Consider the following 22,407-nt stretch of genomic DNA (forward strand, 5'->3'; position numbering starts at 1 on the left):
GGGCTCCTCGCGTTGCGGGAAGTCCGGCTCAGCCCTCGGTGGGGCTCGACAGCCCGAGGACCACCTCGGGGAGCACGGTGTCGAGCAGCTGCTGCGGGCGCAGGGTGCCCTCGCCGAGATGCTCCTGGGCGATGCTGTGCATGTAGAGCGCGACCGCGGTCTCGGTCATCTGCTCCAGCGGGATCTTCGGGGTGCGGCCGAGGCGCGCGATCACCACGCCGATCACGTCGACGAGCTCGGCGTGGAAGCGTCGGGTGTGCTCGTTGAGCACGGTGCGGGCCTCGTCGTTGCGCAGTGCGAGCAGCACGAACTCGGTGTGGATCAGGTACCACTGCCGGCCGTACGGGTGCAGGCTCTCCAGGATGAGCCCGAGCGACTCGAGGGAGAAGTCACCCTCGGGGATCGACTCGATGACGCCCCGGACCGCGGCGAGCATCCGGCTGGCCTGGTCTTCGAAGACCGCGAAGAAGACCTCTTCCAGGCTGGAGAAGTTCGAGTAGAACGCCCCGCGGGTGAACCCGGCGGCGGCGACCAGCTCGTCCACCGTCACGCGCTTGACGCCCTGCTCGGCGAACACGTCGAGCGCCGCGGCGAGCAGGCGTGCGCGCGTGTTCTCGCGTCGGCGCACGGCGGCGGAGGCGGGTACGGCGGGCACGGCGATCACCTTAGTGCGCGGAGCCGCGGCCCGACGCGGGCGTGGGCGGCCGGGTGTGACGCGGATGACGACCTCCCGTTGGATACAGGTGTGTATCCAATACGCTAGCGTACTGAACCATGTCGTCCTCCCTCTACCGCCTCGGCCGCCTGATGGCGCGGCGTGCCCGGCTCGTCCTCGTGGTCTGGCTGCTCGCGGTGCTCGGGGCGGGGCTCGTCGCGGTCGGCGCCGGGGGGACGCTGCAGGAGGACCTGACCATCCCCGGCACCGAGTCGCAGCACGGCCTCGACGTGCTCGAGCGGCAGTTCCCCGAGGTGGCCGGCACGTCCGGCCAGGTGCTCTTCCGGGCGCCGGCGGGGGAGCAGGTGCGCGGCTACCGCGGCCAGGTCCGCGCCGTCCTGGACAGGGTGGAGCGGGTCGAGCACGTCGTGCTCGCCACCGACCCGTTCGGCAGGCAGCAGCGCCTCTCCCTCTCCGAGGACGGCCGGCATGCGCTCTCCCAGGTCCAGCTCGACCTCCCTCTCGACCGGCTCGACGACGCCACGGTCGCGGAGATCGAGGAGGCGGCCCGGAGCCTGCCCGGGAGCAGCGACCTCGAGGTGCACCTCGGCGGGACGATCTTCACCAGCACCACCGTCCACGCGAGCCTGACCGAGGCGCTCGGCGTGGTGGTGGCGCTCGTCGTGCTCGCCGTCACCTTCGGCTCCCTCCTCGCGGCCGGGATGCCGATCGTCACCGCGGTGCTCGGGGTCGGCGTGGCGATGGCCGGCATCCTCGCCGCCGCCTCCGTCACCGACATCAGCAGCTCGACGCCGACGCTCGCGCTGATGATCGGCCTCGCCGTCGGCATCGACTACGCGCTGTTCATCGTGTCGCGGCACCGCAGCCAGCTCGTCGAAGGCCTCGACGCCGAGGAGTCCGCGGCCCAGGCGATGGCCACCGCGGGCAGTGCGGTGATCTTCGCCGGGACCACGGTCGTGATCGCGCTCTGCGGCCTGGTCGTGGCCCGGATCCCCTTCCTGGCCGTGATGGGCGTCGCCGCCGCGGTGGCGGTGGCCGTCTCGGTCCTCGTCGCGCTCACCGCCGTACCGGCGATGCTCGGCCTGGCGGGGGAGCGGCTACGCCCCCGGCCCGGGTCGCGGGCGGCGCGGCACGCCCTGGTCGAGCACGGTGACACGCACACCCTCGGCGCGCGCTGGGTCGCGCTCGTCACCCGGGTGCCGGCGCTGACCGTGCTCGTGGTCACCGCGGGGCTGCTCGTGATGGCGCTGCCGGCCAAGGACCTCGCGCTCGGCCTGCCCGACACCGGCACCGCCCCGGCGGGGTCCACGGAACGGGTCACCTACGACCTGGTCGCGGAGGCCTACGGGCCGGGGTTCAACACCCCGCTGCTGGTCACCGTCGACATCATCCGCACCACCGACCCGATCGGCGTGATGGACGACCTCGGGCGCGACCTCGCCACGCTCGACGGGGTCGAGGCGGTCGCGCTGTCCACCCCGAACCGCAAGGCCGACCTCGGCATCGTGCAGGTCGTCCCCGAGGCCGCGCAGGCCGACACTGCCACCGCGGAGCTCGCCCAGGAGATCCGCGACCGGGCCGGCGCGCTGGAGGAGCGGTACGGCGTCACCGACCTCACCGTCACCGGGCACACCGCCGTCAGCATCGACGTCTCCGCGCGGCTCGCGGCCGCCCTGCTGCCGTTCGGGATCGTGGTGGTCGGGCTCTCCCTGGTCCTGCTCGCGATCGTCTTCCGGTCGGTCGCGGTCCCGGTCAAGGCGACGCTCGGGTACCTGCTCTCGGTCGGCGCCTCCTTCGGCGCGGTCGCGGCCGTCTTCGAGTGGGGCTGGCTCGCCGACGAGCTGAACGTCGCCCGGGTCGGGCCGGTGATCTCGTTCCTGCCGATCATCTTGATGGGCGTGCTCTTCGGGCTCGCGATGGACTACGAGGTCTTCCTCGTCTCGCGGATGCGGGAGGAGTTCGTCCGCACCGGCGACGCCCGGCGCGCGGTCACGAGCGGGTTCACCGCCAGCGCCCGGGTGGTGACCGCGGCGGCGGTGATCATGATCAGCGTCTTCGCGGCGTTCGTGCCGCACGGCGACGCTTCCGTGAAGCCGATCGCGCTCGGGCTCGCCGTCGGGGTCTTCGTCGACGCGTTCCTGGTGCGGATGACGCTGGTGCCTGCCGTGCTCGCGATGCTCGGCGACCGGGCCTGGTGGCTGCCCGGGTGGCTGGACCGCCGGCTGCCCGTGCTCGACGTCGAGGGGGTCGGCCTGGGGCGGCACCTCGCCCACGACGCGTGGACGCGCGAGCACGGGGCCGCCGTGGTCCGGGCGGAGGGCCTGCGGGTCGAGGACAGCGACGGCTCGGTCGTCCTGGACGGGGTGGACGCCGTCGTACGCCCGGGGGCGCTGGTCGTGGTGCACGCCGAGGACCGGGTCGCCCGCCGCGCGCTGCTCGCCGCGGTCGCCGGCCGGCTGGACGCGTCGTCCGGGACGCTGGTCGTGCTCGACCGCGTGCTGCCGGAGGAGGCGGCCGCCGTACGACGCCGGGTCCCGCTGCTCGAGCGCTTCCCCCGGCTCGACGAGCTCGAGGCGCTCGGTGGGCGTCGCCGGAACGACGACCCCGTGCTCGTCGTGGTCGACGGCGTGGACTTCTTCGCCAGCGACGACGAGCTCGACCGGAGGTGGCAGGCACTGCGCCGGCTGACCGAGCGCGGGGTCGCCGTCCTGGCCGGCGCCACGCACCTCCCGGCCGACGGGGTCACCGGGGTCGCACGCCTGGACACCGCGGCCACCCCGACCCGTACCGATGAGGAGGCCTCGCTGTGAAGCGACCCCACCCGACCCGTGTCCTCGTGGCCGCGGTCCTGCTGCCCGTGCTCTTCGGGTCGCTCGTGCTCTGGTCGCTCGGCGACCGGGTGGAGCGGCTCGACTCGGTCCCGGCCGCGGTGGTGAACCTCGACGACCCCGTGCGGACCGGCAGGGGCGAGGACCGGCAGACGGTCGCGGCCGGCCGGCTGCTCGCCGCGGGCCTGACCTCGCCCACCGACGAGTCCGAGCAGTCCCTGGGCTGGGAGCTCACCGAGGCCGAGGACGCCGAGGCGGGCCTGCGCGACGGCAGCTACTACGCGGTGGTCACGATCCCGCGCGGCTTCTCGCGGACCGTCGCGGGAGTGTCCGGGGCCGACCCCGAGCGTGCCGAGATCACGGTGCGCAGCAACGACAGCTCCAGCGCCCTCGTGGGCCTGCTGAGTGACCGGATCGGTGACGTCGCGGCCGCGCGGCTGAACCAACGGATCACGGCCACGTTCGTCGAGGGGGTGTACGCGCAGACCGGCGAGCTCGAGGCGTCGCTCGGCAGGGCCGAGGACGGCGCGGACCGGCTCGCGGACGGCGCCGCCCGGCTCGGCGAGGGCACCACCGCGCTCACCGACGGCGCGGGCTCCCTCGCGCACGGACTCGACCGCCTCGCCGAGGGAGCCACCCGGCTCCGGTCAGGCGCGACGAGACTGGCCGACGGCGCCGCGCGTCTCTCCACCGGGACCGGGCGCCTGGCCACCGGCGCCGACGACCTCTCCGACGGTGCGCGCGAGCTCGCCGGCGGGCTCGGCACGCTGCACGAGCGGACCGAACCGCTGCCGGGGCAGACGTCGCGCCTCGCGGACGGCGCCGGCCGGGTCGCCGACGGGGTCGACGGCTGGTCGCGGGTGCTGCTCGCGTGGAGGTCGGCGTGCCAGTCCGACCCGGTTCTCGCCGGCAGCCACGCCCGGCTCTGCGCAGCCACCGTCCAGGCGGTCGGCGCCGATGGCGGCAACGCGGAGGCGCTCACCTCCGGCTCGCGTCAGGTGGCGGAGGGAGCCGACACGCTGGCCGCGGGTACACCGGCGCTGGTGGACGCGGTGGGTCGTGCGCAGGACGGCTCGGCCCGGCTGGCGGGCGGCGCCGACCGGCTCGCCGCCGGAGCACGCAGGCTGGACGCGGGCACCGGACGCCTGGGTCAGGGCGCCGGGCGGCTCGGGGACGGTGCGGTGCGTCTCGCCGCAGGTGCCGCCTCGGCGAGCGAGGGCGCCTCCCGCCTCGCCGACGGGTCGACGCGGCTCGCGGACGGGTCCGCCCGGCTCGGCAGCGGCTCCCATGAGCTGGCCGACGGGCTGGCGCAGGGCGCCGACCGGATCCCGTCGTACACGCCGGAGCAGCGCAGGCAGATCGCCGACGTCGTCGCGCAGCCCGTCGCCATCGAGGCGGACCGGCTCAACGAGGTGCCCTCCGGCGCGTCCAGCCTCGCTCCCGGCGTGCTCGCGCTCGCCCTGTGGCTCGGTGCGTTCGTCACCTACCTGGTGCGGCAGGCGTTGCCGGGCCGCGCGCTCGCGGCGGCGCGCCCGGCGTACCGGGTCGCGCTCGCCGGCTGGCTCCCCGCGGTCGCGATCGGCGCGGCGCAGAGCGCGCTGCTCTTCGCGGTGCTCGGCGCGTTCGACGTGGTGATGGACTCGCCGGTCGGGGTCGCGGCGTTCCTGCTGCTGCCGGCCGCGGTGTTCGCGGCCGTGAACCAGGCGTTCGTCGCGGTCCTCGGCCCTCGGCGCGGGTGGATGGTCTCGATCGTCCTCGCGGTGCTCCAGGCGGTGTCCCTCGGCGGGCTGGTGCCGATCGACACCGCACCGCCGGTCCTGCAGGCGTTGAGCGGCTTCCTGCCGGTCTCGCTCGCCGCGGAGGCGGTCGGTGACCTGACCCTGGGAGGCCGGGTCGGTTCCGTGGCGTCGGCGGCGCTCGCGCTGGTGGCCTGGGGAGTGGTGGCGCTGGCGGTGACGACTGCCGCGGCACGGAGGCGGCAGCGGCTGAGCGTCGCCGACGTACGACGGCACGTCGCGACGTCACCCGGCTGAGGTCGCTGGTCCGGGCCGCGGGCGAGTGCTCAGGTGCGGCCGTTCGTGGGTCTGCCCGGCGCTTCTGAGGTACCTGCGCGGACGGTTGCCCGCGCGGGGCTGTCTGCCGCAGCAGCGACTAGGGATGACGTCCGATGTGTGTCGCCCGTCTTACGGCGAGTCTCGAGATGTCGACAAGGAGTCGACGCACGAGACCAGGAGACAGCGATGTACCCGACCAACGACCCTGCCGCCGCCATCCGGATCGCCAGTGACCGCATCGACGAGCGCGTGGCCCAGGCCGCGCAGCGTCGTGCCGCGAAGGCGGCCTCGAAGCGAGCGGTACGGGAAGAGGCCACCCGGGTCCGGCTGACCTTCCGGCACGCCGGAGGGCGCTGGGTGGTTCCGTTCGCCCGCGACCCGCTGACCCGCTGAGCCGGTCGACCCGCTGACCTGCGGCTGTGGGCTGTGCCGCTACCTGTCACTCCCGCGGAGTGCGGTGGCGGATCGCTCTTGCCTGCCTGAACGGTGGCGCCCTAGGTTCCACCCATGCGCTCTCGCACCGAGGACATGTGGTGGGGCACCGCGATCGAGGCGCCCGATCCGGGCGCCCTGGCTGCGTTCTACTCCCAGCTGCTCGGTTGGCCCATCGGTCATCAAGAGCCGGGCACCGCCATCGTGGCGGCGCCCCAGGGGTCGATCTATCTCGTCTTCCAGCAGGCCGAGGGCTACGTGCCGCCGGTGTGGCCGCCCGTCGACGGGCAGCAGCGCACGATGATGCACTTCGACTTCCAGGTCGGGGACCTCGACTCCGCGGTAGCCGACGCGGTCGCCCTCGGGGCCGAGCTCGCCGACGACCAGCCGCAGGAGCATGTCCGCGTGCTGCTGGACCCGGCCGGGCACCCGTTCTGCCTCTGTCGCGACGACGAGCAGTGAACCGAGGTCCCACCGTGACCGGCGCGCGACCGCCTCACCCGAGGACCGCGGACGCGATGGCGAAGTAGATGACCAGGGACAACAGGTCCTGGACGACCGTCGCCAGCGGGCCGCTGCCGAACGCAGGGTCCCGGCCCAGCTTCGCCATCAGCCACGGCAGGGACATCGCCACGACGGTGGCCACGGTGCAGGCAGCCATGAGCGACAGGCTCAACGTGAGTGCGAGGTCCGCCGAGCCGAGGATCAGCCACACCGCGGGCACGGTCACCGCCGCGAGCACCAGCCCGACCAGCAGGCCGGTGAGGGACTCGAGCCGGAAGACCCGCCGGATCGGTACGCCGACCGAGAGGCCGCGGATGACCAGCGCCTCGGTCTGGGTGCCGACCGCGTCCGCCATGTAGACGATGCCGGGGATGAAGAACGCCAGCCGTACGTCGGACGCCAGGTCCTCCTCGGCCCCGCGCACGAGCATCGCCGCGCCGGCGGACCCGAGGAGGCCGAGCACGAGCCACGGGAGCCGGTGCCACAGCCGCTCCCCGATCGGCTCGTCCATGGCATGACGTGCCGACGCGGACGAGGTGAGGAAGCCACCCAGTCGTGCCAGGTCCTGGTCGTGCTCCGTGAGCAGCACCGCGAGCAGGCGGGACGGTGGCACCAGGCCGCGGAAGGTCCCGTCGGCGTCGACCACGGCGAGGCTGGACTCGCCGTGGTGGGCCGCTTTCCAGGCGGCCTCCTCCTGGTTCAGCCCGGGCGCCACCACGGGCGGGTCCGTGTCCATGAGGTCGCGGGCTCGCAGGTGCGGGTCCGCCGCCAACGCCGTCTCGAGGGGGATCAGCCCGAGGAGCCGGTGGGCGGCGCCGTCGCCGTACGTGCACACCGCGACGTCGGCGGCCGACTGGAAGCGCCCACCGACCAGCATCGCCTGCAGGTCCCCCGCCGTCGTGTCCGGGCCGCACAGGGGTACGTCGGTGACCGTGTAGCTGTCGACCGAGCCGGGCAGGAGCGGTTCGGGCCGTCCGGGCAACGGTGTGAACGGGACTGTCACCTCGTCATCGTCCCAGCGCGGGACTGTCCTGCGGGGCGATTGCGCGACCTGCGGCCGGTGGCGGGCGTGTGGTGCCGTCGACGCCGCGCGCTACTCGGCTCTCGCGCTCGACCGGCAGTCGTCCTCGTCGGCGTAGCCCGGTAACGCGCAGGCACCGTCGAGCAGCGCCCGGCCGCGGAGCGGCGAGGAGAGCCGGACCTCGAACCGGTACAGCTCGTTCGCCTCGCTGCAGGAGAGCGCCCACGTGCGCGTGCGCACCGTGACCACGACCTCGTCCGGGCTCTCGTCGACGTCGATGTCCGCGCTGTCCTGGCAGGGGCTGTCGACGTACGACAGGCGCACGAGCTGGCCGTCGACGTCGGCGGGCTTCACCCACGGGCGGGGCTCCCCGCCCCCACCGAACTGGCTCCATCCGATGGCGGAGGCCACCACCGACGCGCCCGCTGCGGTCACCACGGCGACGATCGCCGCCGACCCGCGTTGCCTGGCCCTGGCCACGTGCTCCGTCCCCCGTTCGTGCTTCGACCGCCCGGCCGCGACCCGCCCCGGCCGACCGGCTCACCTTCGACGTTCGACCGGAACGGGAGCGTGGTCAACCGGTTTCCGGCACCTGTCGCCGTTTCGTTGCGAAGCCCTGACCGGGACGGGACCCGATACCCGCCCACACCGCAGATATCGGGCGTGGCAGCCGAAAGATGAGCCCTTCCTGCCCACGACGCCGGAGCGGCACCCGGGGGACCGGACGGGCCCGCACGAGCGCTCAGCGACCGGCGAGCAGGTCCTCGAACGACGTGGGGGTCTCGAACGGGTCCACCCGCTCGGTGCGCGCGGCCGGGGGAGCGGCGGCGACGAGGCGGGCCAGCTCGCCCGAGGCGCGGTCGATGCGCTCGACGAGGCCGCCGTGCGCGTCGCCGCGCGATCCCCAGTCGTCGGTCGCCGCGAACACCGCGGTCGGCACCGTGACGGCGTGCAGGTAGGCGAACAGGGGCCGCATCGCGTGCTCGAGGGCGAGTGAGTGGCGAGCCGTACCTCCGGTCGCCGCCATCAGCACCGGCGTGCCCGACAGCGAACCCTGCTCGACGACGTCGAAGAACATCTTGAACAGGCCGCTGTAGGAGGCGTTGAACACGGGCGTGACCACGACCAGCCCGTCGGCCTCGAGCACGAGGTCGATCGCGCTGCGCAGCCCGGGACCGGGGAACCCGGTGAGCAGGTTGCCGGCCAGCGCCTGGGCGTGCTCGCGCAGCTCGACCACCTCGACGTCGACCGCCTCCCCGCCGAGCTGGGCGGAGAGCTGCCGGCGGACCGACTCGGCGAGCCGGTCCGCGAGGAGCCGGGTGGAGGACGGCTGGCTGAGACCGGCGGTGACCACCGCGATCCTGCGCGGGACTCCGGCACCGTGGCCCCCGTTCGTGCGAGCGGCGGTCATCGGGCGTCCTCCGCGGTCCGGCCGGTCACGTCGTCGGTGGCGTGCACGCCGCTGTCCCGCGCACCGCCGGCCGCGGCGACGAGGCTGGCGTGGTTCGGGGCGTCCGGCACGTGCGCGGGTCGGAGCCGGGCGAACTCCTCGCGCAGCACCGGCACCACCTCCGAGCCGAGCAGGTCGAGCTGCTCGAGCACGGTCTTCAGCGGCAGGCCGGCGTGGTCCATCAGGAAGAGCTGCCGCTGGTAGTCGCCGACGTACTCCCGGAAGCCCAGCGTCTTCTCGATGACCTCCTGCGGGCTGCCCACGGTCAGCGGGGTCTGTGAGGTGAACTCCTCCAGCGACGGGCCGTGGCCGTAGACCGGCGCGTTGTCGAAGTACGGCCGGAACTCGCGTACGGCGTCCTGGCTGTTCTTGCGCATGAACACCTGGCCGCCGAGCCCCACGATCGCCTGGTCGGCGGTCCCGTGGCCGTAGTGCTCGAAGCGGCGGCGGTAGAGGCCGACCATGCGCTCGGTGTGCTCGGCCGGCCAGAAGATGTGGTTGGCGAAGAAGCCGTCGCCGTAGTACGCCGCCTGCTCGGCGATCTCGGGGCTGCGGATCGACCCGTGCCACACGAACGGCGGGACCCCGTCGAGCGGGCGCGGCGTGGAGGTGAAGCCTTGCAGCGGCGTGCGGTACTTGCCCTCCCAGCTCACGACGTCCTCGCGCCAGAGCCGGTGGAGCAGGTGGTAGTTCTCGATCGCGAGCGGGATGCCGTCGCGGATGTCCTTGCCGAACCACGGGTAGACCGGGCCGGTGTTGCCACGGCCCATCATCAGGTCCACGCGGCCGTCGGTGAGGTGCTGGAGCTTGGCGTAGTTCTCGGCGATCAGCACCGGGTCGGTCGTGGTGATCAGCGTGGTCGCCGTGGAGAGCACGATCCGCTCGGTCTGGGCGCCGATGTAGGCCAGCGTCGTCGTCGGCGCGGAGGCGATGAACGGTGGGTTGTGGTGCTCGCCGGTGGCGAAGACGTCGAGCCCGACCTCCTCGGCCTTCCGCGCGATCGCGACGGTCGCCTTGATGCGCTCGTGCTCGGTCGGCGTCCGCCCGGTGGTCGGGTCGGGCGTGACGTCGCCGACGGTGAAGATGCCGAACTGCATGGGAGTCCTCCGAAGGGCTGCGGGGATAGTTTCCACTTCAACTATCTGCCGTCTCAACGATGCCAGGGGCCGGCCTATTCCGCCACCTCCCGGTCCCGTCGCCGCGCCCGGCTACTGTCGCGGGTGTGCTGAAGCTCGGACGCCGCGAGTTCGCCGACACCGACCTGCTGGTGATGGCGATCGTGAACCGCACCCGTGACTCCTTCTACGACCGGGGCGCGACCTGGGAGGAGGGGCGCGCCCTCGAGCGCGTGCGCCAGGTGGTCGCCGAGGGCGCCGACATCGTCGACGTGGGCGGCGTCAAGGCAGGCCCCGGCGAGGACGTGGACGCCGCCGAGGAGGTCCGTCGTACGGCGGGCTTCGTGGCCGCCGTGCGCGCGGAGTTCCCCGACCTCGTGATCAGCGTCGACACGTGGCGCGCGGAGGTCGGCCGGGCGGTGTGCGACGCCGGGGCGGACCTGCTCAACGACGCGTGGGGCGGGTACGACCCGGTCCTCGCCGAGGTGGCGGTGGAGTACGACGCCGCGCTCGTCTGCACGCACACCGGCGGGCTCGCCCCCCGCACCCCGCCGCACCGGATGTCGTACGACGACGTGGTGCGCTCGGCCATCGACGACACCGTCGCCCTCGCGGAGCGGGCGGTGAGCCTCGGGGTCGACCGGCGCAGCGTGCTCATCGACCCCGCCCACGACTTCGGCAAGAACACCTGGCACTCCCTCGAGGTGACCCGCCGGCTCGACGAGATGACCGCGACCGGCTGGCCCGTCCTGGTCTCGCTCTCCAACAAGGACTTCGTGGGGGAGACCCTCGACCTGCCGGTCGGCGAGAGGCTCGCGGGGACCCTCGCCGCGACCGCGGTGAGCGCCTGGCACGGCGCGCAGGTCTACCGGGTGCACGAGGTGCGGGAGACCCGCCAGGTGCTCGACATGGTGGCCGGCATCAAGGGCACGCGGGCACCCGCCCGGGTCGTCCGCGGCCTGGCATGACGAGCGTCACGGCTGTGTAACTCCCTGTTTCCCTTTGTCCCGATCGGGTAGGCGGACGAACGGTCTGAAGTAAAGGAGACGCGATGACCGACTCGTCCGCACCCACACCCCCGACCGGCAGTACTTCGCCCCACACGCCCGCCGGACCACCCGGAGGCACGGCCACCAGGGCCGAGAGGTCCTCCGTGCTGCGCCGCGCGATCGGTGCCTCCGCGATGGGCAACGCCACCGAGTGGTTCGACTACGGCGTCTACGCCTATGCCGCGGTCTACATCCAGCAGGTGTTCTTCCCCTCCGACAACGAGAGCACCTCGGCGCTGTACACGCTGCTGGTCTTCGCGGTCTCCTTCCTGGTCCGCCCCCTCGGCGGCCTGGTCCTCGGTCCGCTCGGCGACCGCCTCGGCCGCAGCCGCGTGCTGGCCGCCACGATCGTGATGATGGCCGCGGCCACCTTCTTCGTGGGCGTCCTGCCCGGCTACGAGACGGCCGGCATCTGGGCGCCGATCGCGCTCGTCGTGCTGCGCATGGTCCAGGGCTTCTCGACCGGTGGTGAGTACGGCGGCGCCGCGACGTTCATGGCGGAGTACTCCCCGGACCGCAAGCGCGGGTTCTTCGGCAGCTTCCTGGAGTTCGGCACCCTCGCCGGCTTCACCCTCGGCGCGCTGGTCGTGCTCGGCACCGAGCTCGCCGTGGGCAAGGAGGCCATGGGCGAGTGGGGCTGGCGGATCCCGTTCCTGCTCGGCGGCCCGCTCGGCCTCGTCGGGCTCTACCTGCGGACGAAGATCGAGGACACCCCGGTGTTCACCGAGCTCGCCGAGAGCGGGGAGGTCGAGGAGCAGGCCACCACGACGCTCAAGGACCTGGTCCGCGACTACAAGCGCCCGCTGCTCGCGCTCGGCGGCCTCGTGGTCGCGCTCAACGTCACCAACTACACGCTGCTGGCGTACATGCCGACCTACCTCGAGCAGAAGATCGACATGAGCTCGACCGCGTCGCTGACCCTGATCATCATCGGTCAGCTGGTGATGATGCTGGTGATCCCGTTCTCGGGCCGCCTCTCCGACCGGCTGGGCCGCAAGCCGATGTGGTGGGTCTCCCTCGGCGGCCTCTTCGTGATGGCCGTCCCGATGTACCTGCTGATGGCGCAGGGCTTCGTCGCCGCCCTCGTCGGGTTCGCCGTGCTGGGCCTGCTCTACGTGCTGCAGCTGAGCACGATCTCGGCCACCTTCCCGGCGATGTTCCCCACGCACGTGCGCTTCGCCGGGTTCGCGATCGCCTACAACATCTCGACCGCGCTGTTCGGCGGCACCGCCCCGGCAGCGAACGAGAAGCTGATCGCGATGACCGGCAGCGAGCTCGTCCCGGCCTACTACATGATGGCGGCCTGCGTCGTCGGCGCGGTCGCGCTCCTGTTCGTCCCGGAGACCGCCCGCGCCTCGATCCGCGGCACCGGCGTGCCCGGCGTCGACACCGAGGTCAAGCCGCTGCAGCCGGCCCCGGCCGCGCGCGCCTGACCCGGCGCCCGACGCCGCGAACCGCTCGACCCGTCGCCCGGGTCTCCCGCCGTGCCCGTCACGCGCGAGGAGGCCCGGGCGGCGGCGTACCCTCGCGCTGTGATCGTCGCCGCCGTGGTCAGCCCGCACCCGCCGCTGCTCCTGCGCGAGCTCACCGGACGCGTGGACGTCGCGGCCGGGCTCCGCGCCACCGCGGTCTCCGCCCTCGCCGGGGCGACCGCCTCCGCCCCCGACGTCGTGGTGGTCGTCGGCGGGGACCACACCGGCGGCGCCTGGGACCCCGGTCTCCCGCTCGACGTCCGCCGCTTCGGTACGACGGGCGCCCGCCCGAGCCCCGGCACCCCGACCCTGCCGCTCAGCCTCGCGGTCGGCCGCCGCCTCCTCGACGAGGCCGGCTGGTCCGGGCCGACCCGGATGCACACCGTCGCCCGCGACGCCTCCGCCGCCGACGTCGACGCGCTGGCGGGGGAGCTGACCCGCCCCGGCGAGCGGGCCGTGCTGCTCGTGCTCGGCGACGGCAGCGCCCGGCGCGGGGAGAAGGCGCCGGGCTACCTCGACGAGCGGGCCTTCCCGTACGACGACGAGCTCGCCGGCGCCCTCGCGAGGGGGGACGCCGACCTCCTCGAGCACCTCGACCCCGGCCTGGCCGACGAGCTGATGGTGCTCGGCCGGTCCGCGTTCGCGGTGCTCGGCGCCGCCGTGCGCCGGGAGGGCGCCACGCCGCAGGCCCGGCTGCTGCACCGCGACGACCCGTTCGGGGTGACCTACCTCGTCGCGCTCTGGCAGCTCGCCTGACCCGACGCCCCGCGCGCGGTCACCGGCGCGCGACGAGGAGCGCCTGGGCGGACCGCGCGACGAGCCCCTGCTCGTCGTACACCTCGGAGACGGCCATCCCGACGCTGCCGCTGCTGAGCGTGGTCTGCGCGTCGAGGCAGACCCACGCGCCGACCGGAGGGCGCAGCACGTGCACGGTGAGCTCGGTGTTGAGGAACGCCCACCGTGCCGGGTCGAGCTCCGCCGAGACGCCGGACGCGGAGTCCACGCACGCCATCAGCCGCTGCAGCGGCGACATCGACTCCCCGGCGACCAGGTCGACGGTCGGCCGCATCCACACCACGCCCGGGCCGGGCTCGGTCACCGCGCCCTTGACCCAGCGCCAGTCGACCGCGTCGAGGTAGCCGCCGAACCAGCTCGTCGGGCGGTCGTGGTGCTCGCCGTCGGCGGGGACGTGCCCGAGCGGGGTGGCGGCCTGCCGCGGGCCGTCGTCGGTCAGCGGGAACCGCCAGGCGGAGGCACGCGCGACGGGCCGGCCGCGCTCCTCGTCGTACAGGGTGGCCTCGCACAGCTCGACCGCGCGTCCCGGGCGCACGACGGACGCCGACACCGACAGCGGGCCGACCGGGACGGGCCCGAGGAGCTCCATGGTCAGCCGCCCGACCGAGCGCGGAGAGCCGGTGTCGAGCGACTCCACGGCCCGGGCCAGCAGGGCTGCCGGAGGGCCGCCGTGCTGGCTGTCGGGGCTCCAGGGGCCGGCGGTGGTGGGCTCGGGCAGTAGGGTCTCGCGACCCGTGTCCGAGGTGCCCTGGGTCACGTAGAAAGAGGTGCTCACGGGAGCCTTTCCGCTCGATTTCATTTCCGTCGGCAGCGTGTGTATTCTTCCTTGTCGCTTGCCCCTTTAGCTCAGTCGGCAGAGCGTCTCCATGGTAAGGAGAAGGTCTACGGTTCGATTCCGTAAAGGGGCTCTGGGTTGGGAAGCCCGGCCGGGAAACCGGTCGGGCCACCCCGTCCCGGTGGCGGGGTAGCTCAGGTGGTTAGAGCACACGGCTCATAATCGTGGTGTCGCGGGTTCGAGTCCCGCCCCCGCTACTCAGACCACGAAAGTCGCCGACGGCTTGCGCTGTCGGGCAGACTTGGTAGGACCGGCAGTACTCACGACGAAGAAGAGGCACCCCGTGGCCAGCAAGAGCTCCGACGTCCGTCCCAAGATCACCTTGGCGTGCGTGGAATGCAAGGAACGCAACTACATCACCAAGAAGAACCGGCGCAACGACCCGGACCGTCTTGAGATGAAGAAGTTCTGCCCGCGCTGCCGCACGCACACCGCGCACCGAGAGACCCGCTGAGGCTCGGCGCAACCGCTTCCGCGAGAGGGCGGCACCCGTCACGGGTGCCGCCCTCTCGTGCGAGTTGCGGCCGCCTGCCTCGCGCCTCGCGGCCCGGCCGCCGGAGCCTCCCGCCGCTCGGCCGTCGCGCCGGCCGCGGGCGCGCTGCTGCTAGCGTCACGCACATGGCTGTCGACCCCTCCCTGGCGGGCCGGACGTTCCCGCCGACCGAGCCCTACGAGGTCTCCCGCGAGAAGATCCTCGAGTTCGCCCGTGCCACCGGATCCGTATACGACGGCGAGGCGGCACCCGCCACGTTCCCGATCGTCGTGGCCTTCTCCGCGATGACCGCGCTGATGGAGGACCCCGACGTGGGGATCTCCCTGCACCGGGTCGTGCACGGCGAGCAGCGGTTCACCTACACGCGGCCCGTGGTGGCCGGCGACCGGCTCTCCGCGACGCTGACCGTCGACTCGCTGCGCCAGATCGGCGGCGCCGACATCATCGGCACCCGCAGCGAGCTCACCGACGCCGACGGCACCCACGTCTGCACGGCGTTCGCGACCCTGGTCCACCGCGGGGAGGACGCATGACCACCACCTTCGAGGCGGGCCAGGCCCTGCCCACCCAGACCTTCCGGGTGACCCGCGCCGACCTCGTCCGGTACGCCGGCGCGAGCGGCGACTTCAACCCGATCCACTGGTCCGACCGGGTCGCCGGCTCCGTCGGTCTGCCCGGCGTGATCGCCCACGGGATGTTCACCATGGCGCTCGCCGCCCGGGCCCTCGACAGCTGGGCCGGCGGCACCGGACGCGTCCGCGAGCTCGGCTGCAAGTTCACCAAGCCGGTCGTCGTGCCCGACGACGACGAGGGCGTGACGGTCACCGTCGACGGCACCGTCAAGGCCGTCACCGACGAGGGCGTGCAGGTCGCGCTCGAGGTGACCTGCGGCGGCGAGAAGGTGCTCGGCCAGCCCAAGGCGGTGCTGCGTGGCTGAGCGCCTCGCGGACCACACCACGCTGCGCCTCGGCGGTCCCGCCGGCACCTTCGCCGACGCCACCACCGAGCGGGAGCTCGTCGACCTGGTCTCGCGCGCGGACGCCGCGGGGGAGCGGGTGCTCCTCGTCGCCGGTGGCAGCAACCTCGTCGTGGGTGACGACGGCTTCCCGGGCCTCGTGGTCCGGGTGGCCACCCGCGGCGTCGAGCTCGACCAGGACACCTGCGGCGGCGCCGTGGTGACGGTGGCGGCCGGCGAGAGCTGGGACGCGTTCGTCGCGCACGCCGTACGCCAGGGCTGGGTCGGCGTCGAGGCGCTCTCCGGGATCCCCGGCAGCGTCGGCGCCACCCCGATCCAGAACGTCGGCGCCTACGGCCAGGAGGTCTCCGAGACGATCGCCTCGGTGCGCTGCTGGGACCGGCGCGACAACGCGCTGCGGACCATCGCCGCGGCCGACTGCGGCTTCGGCTACCGGACCAGCCGGTTCAAGCAGGACCCCGAGCGGTACGTCGTCCTCACCGTCACCTTCCAGCTCCGGCTCGGCGACCTCGGGGCGCCGGTGAAGTACGCCGAGCTCGCCCGCACGCTCGGCGTCGAACCCGGGCAACGCGCCCCGATGACCCAGGTGCGGGAGACCGTGCTGGGGCTGCGGCGCGGCAAGGGCATGGTGCTCGACGCCGACGACCACGACACCTGGAGCGCCGGCTCGTTCTTCACCAACCCGTTCCTCACCGAGGAGCAGTCCGCGCGGCTGCCCGCCGACGCGCCGCGCTGGCCCCAGCCGGACGGGTCGGTGAAGACCAGCGCCGCCTGGCTGATCGAGCACGCCGGCTTCTCCAAGGGCTACGGCAACGGGCGGGTCGGCCTGTCCACGAAGCACACCCTCGCCCTGACCAACCGGGGCGCGGCGAGCACCGCCGACCTGGTCGCGCTGGCGCAGGAGATCCGGCACGGCGTGCACGACCGCTTCGGTGTCTGGCTCGTCAACGAGCCCGTGTTCGTGGAGTGCGAGCTGGTGGCCGGCTGAGCCGTGCGCCGGCTGTCCCGGTCAGTTGTAGCTCGACCACGTACCGAGGCCGATGATGCCGAACATGAAGATGAAGAAGAGGATCCCGAGCGCGAGCAGCACCGTGCCGACGATCCCGAGGATGTAGCCGGCCTGCACCGCGCCCCGCCCGCCGAGCTGGCCGTGTGAGGCGTCGATCTCGTCGAGGGCGCGCTTGCCCATCGACCACGCGAACGGCGCGATCAGCTGGCACACCACGATGCCGAGGATGCCGAGCACGAGGATGGTCGTGGAGCGCGGGTGGTCCGGGGCGTACTGCACCGACGGCTGCGACGGGTAGCCCTGCCCGTAGGGCGGCTGCTGGCCCTGCTGCTCCCAGTAGCCCGGCTGGGCACCGTACTGGCCGTACTGCCCGCTCGTGTCGCCGTACTGGCTGCCGTACGGCTGCCCCGGCTGGTCCTCGCCGGGGCGCTCGCCCTGCGAGGCGTCGCCGTACGGGTCCTGCGGGTCCTGCGGGTTCTGCGGGTTCTGGTCGTCCCCCGGTGTGTTCGTCATGCGGCCTAGTCTGCCAACCAGGCCTTGACCTCGCCGAGCATTGACGACTTCGTGTCCTCCGGGGCGCGGGAGGCGCGGATCGACATCGCCGCGAGCTCCGCGAGCTGCTCGTCGTCGAGGTCGTGCGCAGCCCGCATGGTGGCGTACTGCCCGGCGAGCCGGGAGCCGAACAGGAGCGGGTCGTCCGCGCCGAGCGCGACCGTCGCGCCGGCTTCGAGCAGGGTCGGCAGCGGCACCGAGGTCAGGTCGGAGTAGACGCCGAGCGCCACGTTCGACACCGGGCAGACCTCGAGGGCGACCTCCTCGCGCGCGACGCGCTCGAGCAGCGCGGGGTCCTCCGCGACGCGCACGCCGTGCCCGAGGCGGTCGGCGTGCAGGTCGTCGAGGCAGGTCCGCACGCTCGCCGGCCCGAGCAGCTCGCCGCCGTGCGGGGCCAGCATCAGCCCGGCCCGCTCGGCGATCTTGAACGCGGCCGCGAACTCCGTGGTCGCCCCGCGGCGCTCGTCGTTGCTCAGGCCGAAGCCCACCACGCCGCGGCCGGCGTACTGCGCCGCGAGCCGGGCCAGCGTCCGGGCGTCCATCGGGTGCCGGGTGCGGTTGGCAGCGATCACCACCGCGATCCCCAGGCCGGTACGGCGGGAGGCGTCGCGGACGGCGTCGAGCACCAGGTCGGTGAACGCGGTGATCCCGCCGAACCGGGCGGCGTACCCCGACGGGTCCACCTGGATCTCCAGCCAGTGCGAGCCGTCCGCCACGTCGTCCTCGGCGGTCTCGCGCACCAGCCGGCGTACGTCGTCCTCGGTGCGCAGGACGGACCGCGCGACGTCGTACAGCCGCTGGAACCGGAACCAGCCCTTCTCGTCGGCTGCCGACAGCCGCGGCGGCCAGTCCTCGACCAGGGCGTCGGGCAGCACGATGCCGTCGCGCTCGGCGAGCTCGAGCAGCGTCGTGTGGCGCATCGACCCGGTGAAGTGCAGGTGGAGGTGCGCCTTGGGCAGGGCCGTGAGCGAGCGCGGCTCGGGGTGCTGGGTCATCGCCGGGGCGACGTCTCAGGCGAAGAGCTTCTGGACCCGGGTGATGCCCTCGACCAGGTCGTCGTCGCCGAGCGCGTAGGAGAACCGGAGGTAGCCGGGGGAGCCGAACGCCTCGCCGGGGACCGCGGCCACCTCGACCTTGTCGAGGATCAGCTCGGCGAGCTCCGCGGAGGTCTGCGGGGTGACCCCGTCGACGGTGCGGCCGAGGAGGCCCTTGACCGAGGGGTAGGCGTAGAACGCGCCCTTCGGCTCGGGGCAGAACACCCCGTCGATCTCGTTGAGCATCGCCACGATCGTGCGCCGGCGGCGGTCGAAGGCCTTCTTCATCTCCTCCACCGCGGACAGGTCGCCGGAGACCGCGGCGATCGCGGCCCGCTGGGCGACGTTGGAGACGTTGGAGGTGGCGTGCGACTGCAGGTTTGTGGCCGCCTTGACGACGTCCCGGGGGCCGATCACCCAGCCGATCCGCCAGCCGGTCATCGCGTAGGTCTTCGCGACCCCGTTCACCACGACGCAGCGGTCGGCGATCTCGGGGACCGCCACCGGCAGCGAGGCGGTCTCGAGCCCGTCGTACACCAGGTGCTCGTAGATCTCGTCGGTCATCACCCACAGCCCGTGCTCGAGGGCCCAGCGGCCGATCGCCTCGACCTCGTCGCGGCTGTACACCGCGCCGGTGGGGTTGGAGGGCGAGTTGAACAGCAGCACCTTGGTCCGGTCGGTGCGCGCCGCCTCGAGCTGCTCGGGGGTGACCTTGTAGTCCTGGGTCTCGTCGGCGAGCACCTCGACCGGGACCCCGCCGGCGAGCCGGATCGACTCGGGGTAGGTGGTCCAGTACGGCGCCGGCACGATCACCTCGTCGCCCGGGTCGAGCATGGTCGCGAACGCCTCGTAGATGGCCTGCTTGCCGCCGTTGGTGACGAGCACCTGCGCGGCCTCGACCTCGTAGCCGGAGTCGCGACGCGTCTTCTCCACGATCGCCTGCTTCAGCTCGGGGAGGCCGCCCGCCGGGGTGTAGCGGTGGTTGCGGGGGTCGCGGCAGGCCTCGACGGCCGCCTCGACGATGTAGTCGGGGGTGGGGAAGTCCGGCTCGCCAGCCCCGAACCCGATGACCGGGCGTCCGGCGGCCTTGAGCGCCTTCGCCTTCGCGTCGACCGCGAGGGTGGCGGACTCGGCGATGCCACCGATCCGTGCGGACACGCGACGGTCGGTGCTGGACGCGGGGCTGATCGAGGTTTCGGTCATGGGGTTATCGTTCCACTGACAGCACCTGAGCGGCACCCGGGTCCGCACCGTGGCCCGGACACCACGCGAGGAGTACGGCGGGGGATCCGGCCTCGGTTCGACTTAGGCTCGGTGTTCCCCGTAGAATCCTCGTCTTGGTGGTTCTCACCCTTGGTTGTCATGCCCGCAATCTCGCAGCGCAGGCCGCACCTGCGCCTCGGGGTCGCGTCGTACGGCGCTCGGGGCGAGCGGCCTCCGAAGGGCACTAGCTCAACTGGCAGAGCATCGGTCTCCAAAACCGAAGGTTGGGGGTTCAAGTCCCTCGTGCCCTGCAAGACCCTCCCGGGGACCAGCCCCGGGCAGGCGTACCACGCCAGCCGGCGACGCACAGGAAAGGTGGAGGACAGTGTCGGAGAGCCGCTCCGTTTCTTCGTCGAGTGACAAGCGCACCAGTCCTGTCACCTTCTACCGCCAGGTCGTCGCCGAGCTGCGCAAGGTCGTGTGGCCGACCCAGCAGCAGCTGATCACGTACTTCCTCGTGGTCCTGGTGTTCGTGCTCGTGGTCATGACGATCGTGTCGTTGCTCGACCTGGCCTTCGGTAAGGCCGTCTTCGCCGTCTTCGGCGAGTGACCTCGGGCATCCGGTGCACTCCCGCACAGCATCAACAGTGAAGGTGATTGGTTAACCGTGTCGCAGTCGTACGACGAACAGCCCGAAGGCACGCCCGAGGGCAGTGACGCTGCCGAGGCTCCCGTCGAGCCTGCGGTCGACCCGGCCGTCGCCTCGCTGGAGGAGACCTCGTTCGAGGACGCCGTCGCCGCCGAGGAGGCCGACGCGGCCGACCTGGCCGACACCGCCGACGTGGAGGACGGCCTCCCCGAGGTCGACGCCGCGCTGGCCGCCACCGACGAGCCCGCCGCCGGCGGTTCGGACGCCGAACCCGCCGAGGCAGGCGAGGTCGAGGCCGTCGTCGAGGGCGAGGCCGCTGCCGAGGACCCGCTCGAGGAGTTCCGCCGCACCCTGTGGTCCAAGCCGGGCGACTGGTTCGTGATCCACACCTACTCCGGTATGGAGAACCGGGTGAAGGCCAACCTCGAGAACCGGATCACCTCCCTCAACATGGAGGACTACATCCACGAGGTGATCGTCCCGACCGAGGAGGTCGCGGAGATCAAGAACGGTCAGCGCAAGCTGGTCCGTCGTACGGTCCTCCCCGGCTACGTCCTGGTCCGCATGGACCTGACCGACGAGTCCTGGTCCGCGGTCCGGCACACCCCGTCCGTGACCGGCTTCGTCGGGCACAGCCACCAGCCGGTGCCGCTGAGCCTCACCGAGGTCGAGAACATGCTCGCCCCGGCCGTCGTGGCCGAGGTCGAGGCGTCGACGCCCGAGCAGGCCGGCGCCCCCGCGGCCGCGAAGAAGAAGGTCGAGGTCGCCGACTTCGACGTCCAGGACTCGGTCATGGTCGTCGACGGCCCGTTCGCCACGCTGCACGCGACGATCACCGAGATCAACGCGGACACCCAGAGGGTCAAGGCCCTCGTCGAGATCTTCGGCCGGGAGACCCCGGTCGAGCTGAGCTTCAGCCAGATCCAGAAGGTCTGACCTTTCCGACCTGAGCTGCCGCTCGAGAACCGCTACATCACGTAAGGACCCAAGGAAACATGCCTCCCAAGAAGAAGATCGCTGCGCTGGTCAAGGTGCAGCTGCAGGCCGGGGCGGCAACTCCTGCACCTCCGGTGGGTACCGCTCTCGGTCCCCACGGTGTGAACATCATGGAGTTCTGCAAGGCCTACAACGCCGCCACCGAGTCGATGCGCGGCAACGTCATCCCCGTCGAGATCACCATCTTCGAGGACCGCTCGTTCACCTTCATCACGAAGACGCCCCCGGCGGCTGAGCTGATCAAGAAGGCGGCGGGTCTCCAGAAGGGCTCCGGCGTCCCGCACAAGGAGAAGGTCGGCAAGCTGACCAAGGACCAGGTGCGCGAGATCGCGACGACGAAGCTCCCCGACCTCAACGCCAACGACATCGACGCGGCGATGAAGATCGTCGAGGGCACCGCCCGTTCGATGGGGATCACCACCGACTGACGTCGGTCGTATCCAACAGCACCACAGAAACCGTGGCAGGGCCGCTGACGCGCCCCAACGACCACACCTGGTACCTACCGACAGAAAGAGGGAAACCAGTCATGCAGCGCAGCAAGACGTACCGCGCCGCGTCGGAGACTTTCGACAAGGACGAGCTGTACAGCCCCCTCGCGGCCATCAAGATCGCGAAGACCGGCAGCAAGAAGAAGTTCGACGAGACCGTCGACGTAGCGATGCGCCTCGGCGTTGACCCGCGCAAGGCGGACCAGATGGTCCGCGGCACGGTCAACCTCCCGCACGGCACCGGCAAGACCGCACGGGTCCTGGTCTTCGCCAACGCCGAGAAGGCCGAGGCCGCTCGCGAGGCAGGCGCCGACGTCGTCGGTGGCGACGAGCTCATCGAGAAGGTCAACGGCGGATGGCTCGACTTCGACGCCGTCGTCGCGACGCCGGACATGATGGGCAAGGTCGGCCGCCTCGGTCGCGTCCTCGGTCCCCGTGGCCTCATGCCGAACCCGAAGACCGGCACCGTGACGCCGGACGTGGCCAAGGCCGTGTCCGACATCAAGGGCGGCAAGATCGAGTTCCGCGTCGACCGGCACGCGAACCTGCACTTCATCATCGGCAAGACGTCGTTCTCCGAGGCCCAGCTGGCCGAGAACTACGCCGCCGCTCTGGAGGAGGTGCTTCGTCTGAAGCCGTCGAGCTCCAAGGGCCGCTACCTCAAGAAGGTCACCGTCTCCACGACGATGGGCCCCGGCGTCCAGGTCGACCCGAACCGTACGCGCAACGTCGCCTCCGACGACGAGGCCTGAGCAGCACAGCCGAGCGACGAG

The 22,407-nt window shown here is 72.4% G+C and carries 24 protein-coding genes and 3 tRNA genes; 18 read left to right on the forward strand and 9 right to left on the reverse strand.

Annotation, left to right across the window (positions count from 1 at the left end):
- Positions 1 to 28: 28 nt before the first annotated feature.
- Positions 29 to 655, reverse strand: a complete 627-nt coding sequence (locus tag K1X13_RS07685) for a TetR/AcrR family transcriptional regulator (protein ID WP_221024341.1) — start codon at positions 653 to 655, stop codon at positions 29 to 31.
- A 119-nt stretch (positions 656 to 774) separates the two neighbouring features.
- On the opposite strand from K1X13_RS07685, the gene K1X13_RS07690 reads away from it, so the two are divergent.
- The 4 genes from K1X13_RS07690 (at position 775) to K1X13_RS07705 (ending at position 6,452) form a co-directional block, all read left to right on the forward strand.
- On the forward strand, positions 775 to 3,486 hold the full coding sequence (locus tag K1X13_RS07690) for an MMPL family transporter (protein ID WP_221024342.1): 2,712 nt from the start codon (positions 775 to 777) through the stop codon (positions 3,484 to 3,486).
- The gene (locus K1X13_RS19635) at positions 3,483 to 5,537 is read left to right on the forward strand and encodes a YhgE/Pip domain-containing protein (protein WP_221024343.1); all 2,055 of its coding nucleotides are present in this window, start codon (positions 3,483 to 3,485) and stop codon (positions 5,535 to 5,537) included. The genes K1X13_RS07690 and K1X13_RS19635 overlap by 4 nt, the downstream gene beginning before the upstream one ends.
- Positions 5,538 to 5,744: 207 nt before the next feature.
- Positions 5,745 to 5,951, forward strand: coding sequence for a hypothetical protein (locus K1X13_RS07700; RefSeq protein ID WP_221024344.1), 207 nt, complete (start codon positions 5,745 to 5,747; stop codon positions 5,949 to 5,951).
- A gap of 114 nt (positions 5,952 to 6,065) precedes the next feature.
- Positions 6,066 to 6,452 (forward strand): VOC family protein, encoded by a 387-nt coding sequence (locus K1X13_RS07705; protein WP_221024345.1) that lies wholly within the window; start codon positions 6,066 to 6,068, stop codon positions 6,450 to 6,452.
- A gap of 34 nt (positions 6,453 to 6,486) precedes the next feature.
- Here K1X13_RS07705 and K1X13_RS07710 read toward each other — a convergent pair whose 3' ends face one another.
- The 4 genes from K1X13_RS07710 to K1X13_RS07725 all read right to left on the reverse strand — a co-directional run bounded on the left by K1X13_RS07710 (position 6,487) and on the right by K1X13_RS07725 (position 10,062).
- Positions 6,487 to 7,497, reverse strand: coding sequence for a magnesium transporter (locus tag K1X13_RS07710; protein WP_221024346.1), 1,011 nt, complete (start codon positions 7,495 to 7,497; stop codon positions 6,487 to 6,489).
- 90 nt (positions 7,498 to 7,587) lie between these two features.
- Positions 7,588 to 7,950: a hypothetical protein gene (locus tag K1X13_RS07715; RefSeq protein WP_221024347.1), complete on the reverse strand. Its 363-nt coding sequence runs from the start codon at positions 7,948 to 7,950 to the stop codon at positions 7,588 to 7,590.
- A 307-nt stretch (positions 7,951 to 8,257) separates the two neighbouring features.
- Entirely contained in the window at positions 8,258 to 8,926 is a 669-nt protein-coding gene (locus tag K1X13_RS07720; protein WP_221024348.1) for an FMN reductase, read from the reverse strand.
- Positions 8,923 to 10,062 carry an LLM class flavin-dependent oxidoreductase gene (locus K1X13_RS07725; RefSeq protein ID WP_221024349.1) on the reverse strand — a complete coding sequence of 380 codons (1,140 nt, stop codon included), beginning with the start codon at positions 10,060 to 10,062 and terminating at the stop codon, positions 8,923 to 8,925. The genes K1X13_RS07720 and K1X13_RS07725 overlap by 4 nt, the downstream gene beginning before the upstream one ends.
- Before the next feature lie 125 nt (positions 10,063 to 10,187).
- On the opposite strand from K1X13_RS07725, the gene folP reads away from it, so the two are divergent.
- From folP to K1X13_RS07740, 3 genes are all read left to right on the forward strand, one after another.
- Complete coding sequence (folP, locus tag K1X13_RS07730) at positions 10,188 to 11,048, forward strand: dihydropteroate synthase (protein WP_308249452.1); 861 nt, start codon at positions 10,188 to 10,190, stop codon at positions 11,046 to 11,048.
- A 185-nt stretch (positions 11,049 to 11,233) separates the two neighbouring features.
- Positions 11,234 to 12,562 (forward strand): MFS transporter, encoded by a 1,329-nt coding sequence (locus K1X13_RS07735; protein WP_308249453.1) that lies wholly within the window; start codon positions 11,234 to 11,236, stop codon positions 12,560 to 12,562.
- A gap of 99 nt (positions 12,563 to 12,661) precedes the next feature.
- Complete coding sequence (locus K1X13_RS07740; protein ID WP_221024352.1) at positions 12,662 to 13,357, forward strand: class III extradiol ring-cleavage dioxygenase family protein; 696 nt, start codon at positions 12,662 to 12,664, stop codon at positions 13,355 to 13,357.
- Between the two features lie 19 nt (positions 13,358 to 13,376).
- Here K1X13_RS07740 and K1X13_RS07745 read toward each other — a convergent pair whose 3' ends face one another.
- Positions 13,377 to 14,171 (reverse strand): thioesterase family protein, encoded by a 795-nt coding sequence (locus tag K1X13_RS07745; protein WP_221024353.1) that lies wholly within the window; start codon positions 14,169 to 14,171, stop codon positions 13,377 to 13,379.
- Between the two features lie 60 nt (positions 14,172 to 14,231).
- Here K1X13_RS07745 and K1X13_RS07750 point away from each other — a divergent pair.
- From K1X13_RS07750 to K1X13_RS07775, 6 genes are all read left to right on the forward strand, one after another.
- Positions 14,232 to 14,304 (forward strand) — tRNA-Thr (locus K1X13_RS07750).
- A 50-nt stretch (positions 14,305 to 14,354) separates the two neighbouring features.
- A tRNA-Met gene (locus K1X13_RS07755) sits at positions 14,355 to 14,428 on the forward strand.
- 86 nt (positions 14,429 to 14,514) lie between these two features.
- Positions 14,515 to 14,685: a 50S ribosomal protein L33 gene (rpmG, locus tag K1X13_RS07760; RefSeq protein WP_221024354.1), complete on the forward strand. Its 171-nt coding sequence runs from the start codon at positions 14,515 to 14,517 to the stop codon at positions 14,683 to 14,685.
- 164 nt (positions 14,686 to 14,849) lie between these two features.
- Positions 14,850 to 15,257, forward strand: coding sequence for an FAS1-like dehydratase domain-containing protein (locus K1X13_RS07765; RefSeq protein ID WP_221024355.1), 408 nt, complete (start codon positions 14,850 to 14,852; stop codon positions 15,255 to 15,257).
- A complete protein-coding gene (locus K1X13_RS07770) occupies positions 15,254 to 15,661 on the forward strand; it encodes a MaoC/PaaZ C-terminal domain-containing protein (RefSeq protein WP_221024356.1) in 408 nt (135 codons plus the stop codon). Before K1X13_RS07765 ends, K1X13_RS07770 begins: the two co-directional genes overlap by 4 nt.
- Positions 15,654 to 16,688, forward strand: a complete 1,035-nt coding sequence (locus tag K1X13_RS07775; RefSeq protein ID WP_221024357.1) for a UDP-N-acetylmuramate dehydrogenase — start codon at positions 15,654 to 15,656, stop codon at positions 16,686 to 16,688. Before K1X13_RS07770 ends, K1X13_RS07775 begins: the two co-directional genes overlap by 8 nt.
- A 21-nt stretch (positions 16,689 to 16,709) precedes the next feature.
- On the opposite strand, the gene K1X13_RS07780 is transcribed toward K1X13_RS07775, so the two are convergent.
- Genes K1X13_RS07780 through K1X13_RS07790 form a run of 3 tightly spaced genes read right to left on the reverse strand, consistent with a single transcriptional unit; the run spans position 16,710 to position 19,498 of the window.
- Positions 16,710 to 17,222: a DUF4190 domain-containing protein gene (locus K1X13_RS07780; protein ID WP_221024358.1), complete on the reverse strand. Its 513-nt coding sequence runs from the start codon at positions 17,220 to 17,222 to the stop codon at positions 16,710 to 16,712.
- Between the two features lie 5 nt (positions 17,223 to 17,227).
- Entirely contained in the window at positions 17,228 to 18,256 is a 1,029-nt protein-coding gene (locus K1X13_RS07785) for an adenosine deaminase (RefSeq protein ID WP_221024359.1), read from the reverse strand.
- 15 nt (positions 18,257 to 18,271) lie between these two features.
- Positions 18,272 to 19,498 (reverse strand): pyridoxal phosphate-dependent aminotransferase, encoded by a 1,227-nt coding sequence (locus K1X13_RS07790; RefSeq protein WP_221024360.1) that lies wholly within the window; start codon positions 19,496 to 19,498, stop codon positions 18,272 to 18,274.
- Positions 19,499 to 19,736: 238 nt separating this feature from the next.
- Between K1X13_RS07790 and K1X13_RS07795 the strand changes: the two genes are divergently transcribed.
- The 5 genes from K1X13_RS07795 (at position 19,737) to rplA (ending at position 22,386) form a co-directional block, all read left to right on the forward strand.
- Positions 19,737 to 19,809 (forward strand) — tRNA-Trp (locus K1X13_RS07795).
- A gap of 74 nt (positions 19,810 to 19,883) precedes the next feature.
- A complete protein-coding gene (gene secE / locus K1X13_RS19050; RefSeq protein WP_221024361.1) occupies positions 19,884 to 20,108 on the forward strand; it encodes a preprotein translocase subunit SecE in 225 nt (74 codons plus the stop codon).
- Between the two features lie 57 nt (positions 20,109 to 20,165).
- Complete coding sequence (gene nusG / locus K1X13_RS07805) at positions 20,166 to 21,083, forward strand: transcription termination/antitermination protein NusG (RefSeq protein ID WP_308249454.1); 918 nt, start codon at positions 20,166 to 20,168, stop codon at positions 21,081 to 21,083.
- Positions 21,084 to 21,142: 59 nt separating this feature from the next.
- Positions 21,143 to 21,571 (forward strand): 50S ribosomal protein L11, encoded by a 429-nt coding sequence (gene rplK / locus K1X13_RS07810; protein WP_221024362.1) that lies wholly within the window; start codon positions 21,143 to 21,145, stop codon positions 21,569 to 21,571.
- A 101-nt stretch (positions 21,572 to 21,672) separates the two neighbouring features.
- On the forward strand, positions 21,673 to 22,386 hold the full coding sequence (gene rplA / locus K1X13_RS07815) for a 50S ribosomal protein L1 (protein WP_221024363.1): 714 nt from the start codon (positions 21,673 to 21,675) through the stop codon (positions 22,384 to 22,386).
- Positions 22,387 to 22,407: the final 21 nt, after the last annotated feature.

Origin of the sequence: Nocardioides jiangsuensis, from assembly GCF_019679455.1 — a bacterium.
Classification (GTDB): domain Bacteria; phylum Actinomycetota; class Actinomycetes; order Propionibacteriales; family Nocardioidaceae; genus Nocardioides_C; species Nocardioides_C jiangsuensis.

Excerpts from the sequence above, each read along its gene's own strand:
- K1X13_RS07690 (WP_221024342.1), top strand. The coding sequence starts at position 775 with ATGTCGTCCTCCCTCTACCGCCTCGGCCGCCTGATGGCGCGGCGTGCC.
- K1X13_RS07700 (WP_221024344.1), top strand. The coding sequence starts at position 5,745 with ATGTACCCGACCAACGACCCTGCCGCCGCCATCCGGATCGCCAGTGAC.
- K1X13_RS07705 (WP_221024345.1), top strand. The coding sequence starts at position 6,066 with ATGCGCTCTCGCACCGAGGACATGTGGTGGGGCACCGCGATCGAGGCG.
- K1X13_RS07720 (WP_221024348.1), bottom strand. The coding sequence starts at position 8,926 with ATGACCGCCGCTCGCACGAACGGGGGCCACGGTGCCGGAGTCCCGCGC.
- K1X13_RS07725 (WP_221024349.1), bottom strand. The coding sequence starts at position 10,062 with ATGCAGTTCGGCATCTTCACCGTCGGCGACGTCACGCCCGACCCGACC.
- K1X13_RS07765 (WP_221024355.1), top strand. The coding sequence starts at position 14,850 with ATGGCTGTCGACCCCTCCCTGGCGGGCCGGACGTTCCCGCCGACCGAG.
- K1X13_RS07770 (WP_221024356.1), top strand. The coding sequence starts at position 15,254 with ATGACCACCACCTTCGAGGCGGGCCAGGCCCTGCCCACCCAGACCTTC.
- K1X13_RS07780 (WP_221024358.1), bottom strand. The coding sequence starts at position 17,222 with ATGACGAACACACCGGGGGACGACCAGAACCCGCAGAACCCGCAGGAC.
- K1X13_RS07785 (WP_221024359.1), bottom strand. The coding sequence starts at position 18,256 with ATGACCCAGCACCCCGAGCCGCGCTCGCTCACGGCCCTGCCCAAGGCG.
- K1X13_RS07790 (WP_221024360.1), bottom strand. The coding sequence starts at position 19,498 with ATGACCGAAACCTCGATCAGCCCCGCGTCCAGCACCGACCGTCGCGTG.
- rplK (WP_221024362.1), top strand. The coding sequence starts at position 21,143 with ATGCCTCCCAAGAAGAAGATCGCTGCGCTGGTCAAGGTGCAGCTGCAG.
- rplA (WP_221024363.1), top strand. The coding sequence starts at position 21,673 with ATGCAGCGCAGCAAGACGTACCGCGCCGCGTCGGAGACTTTCGACAAG.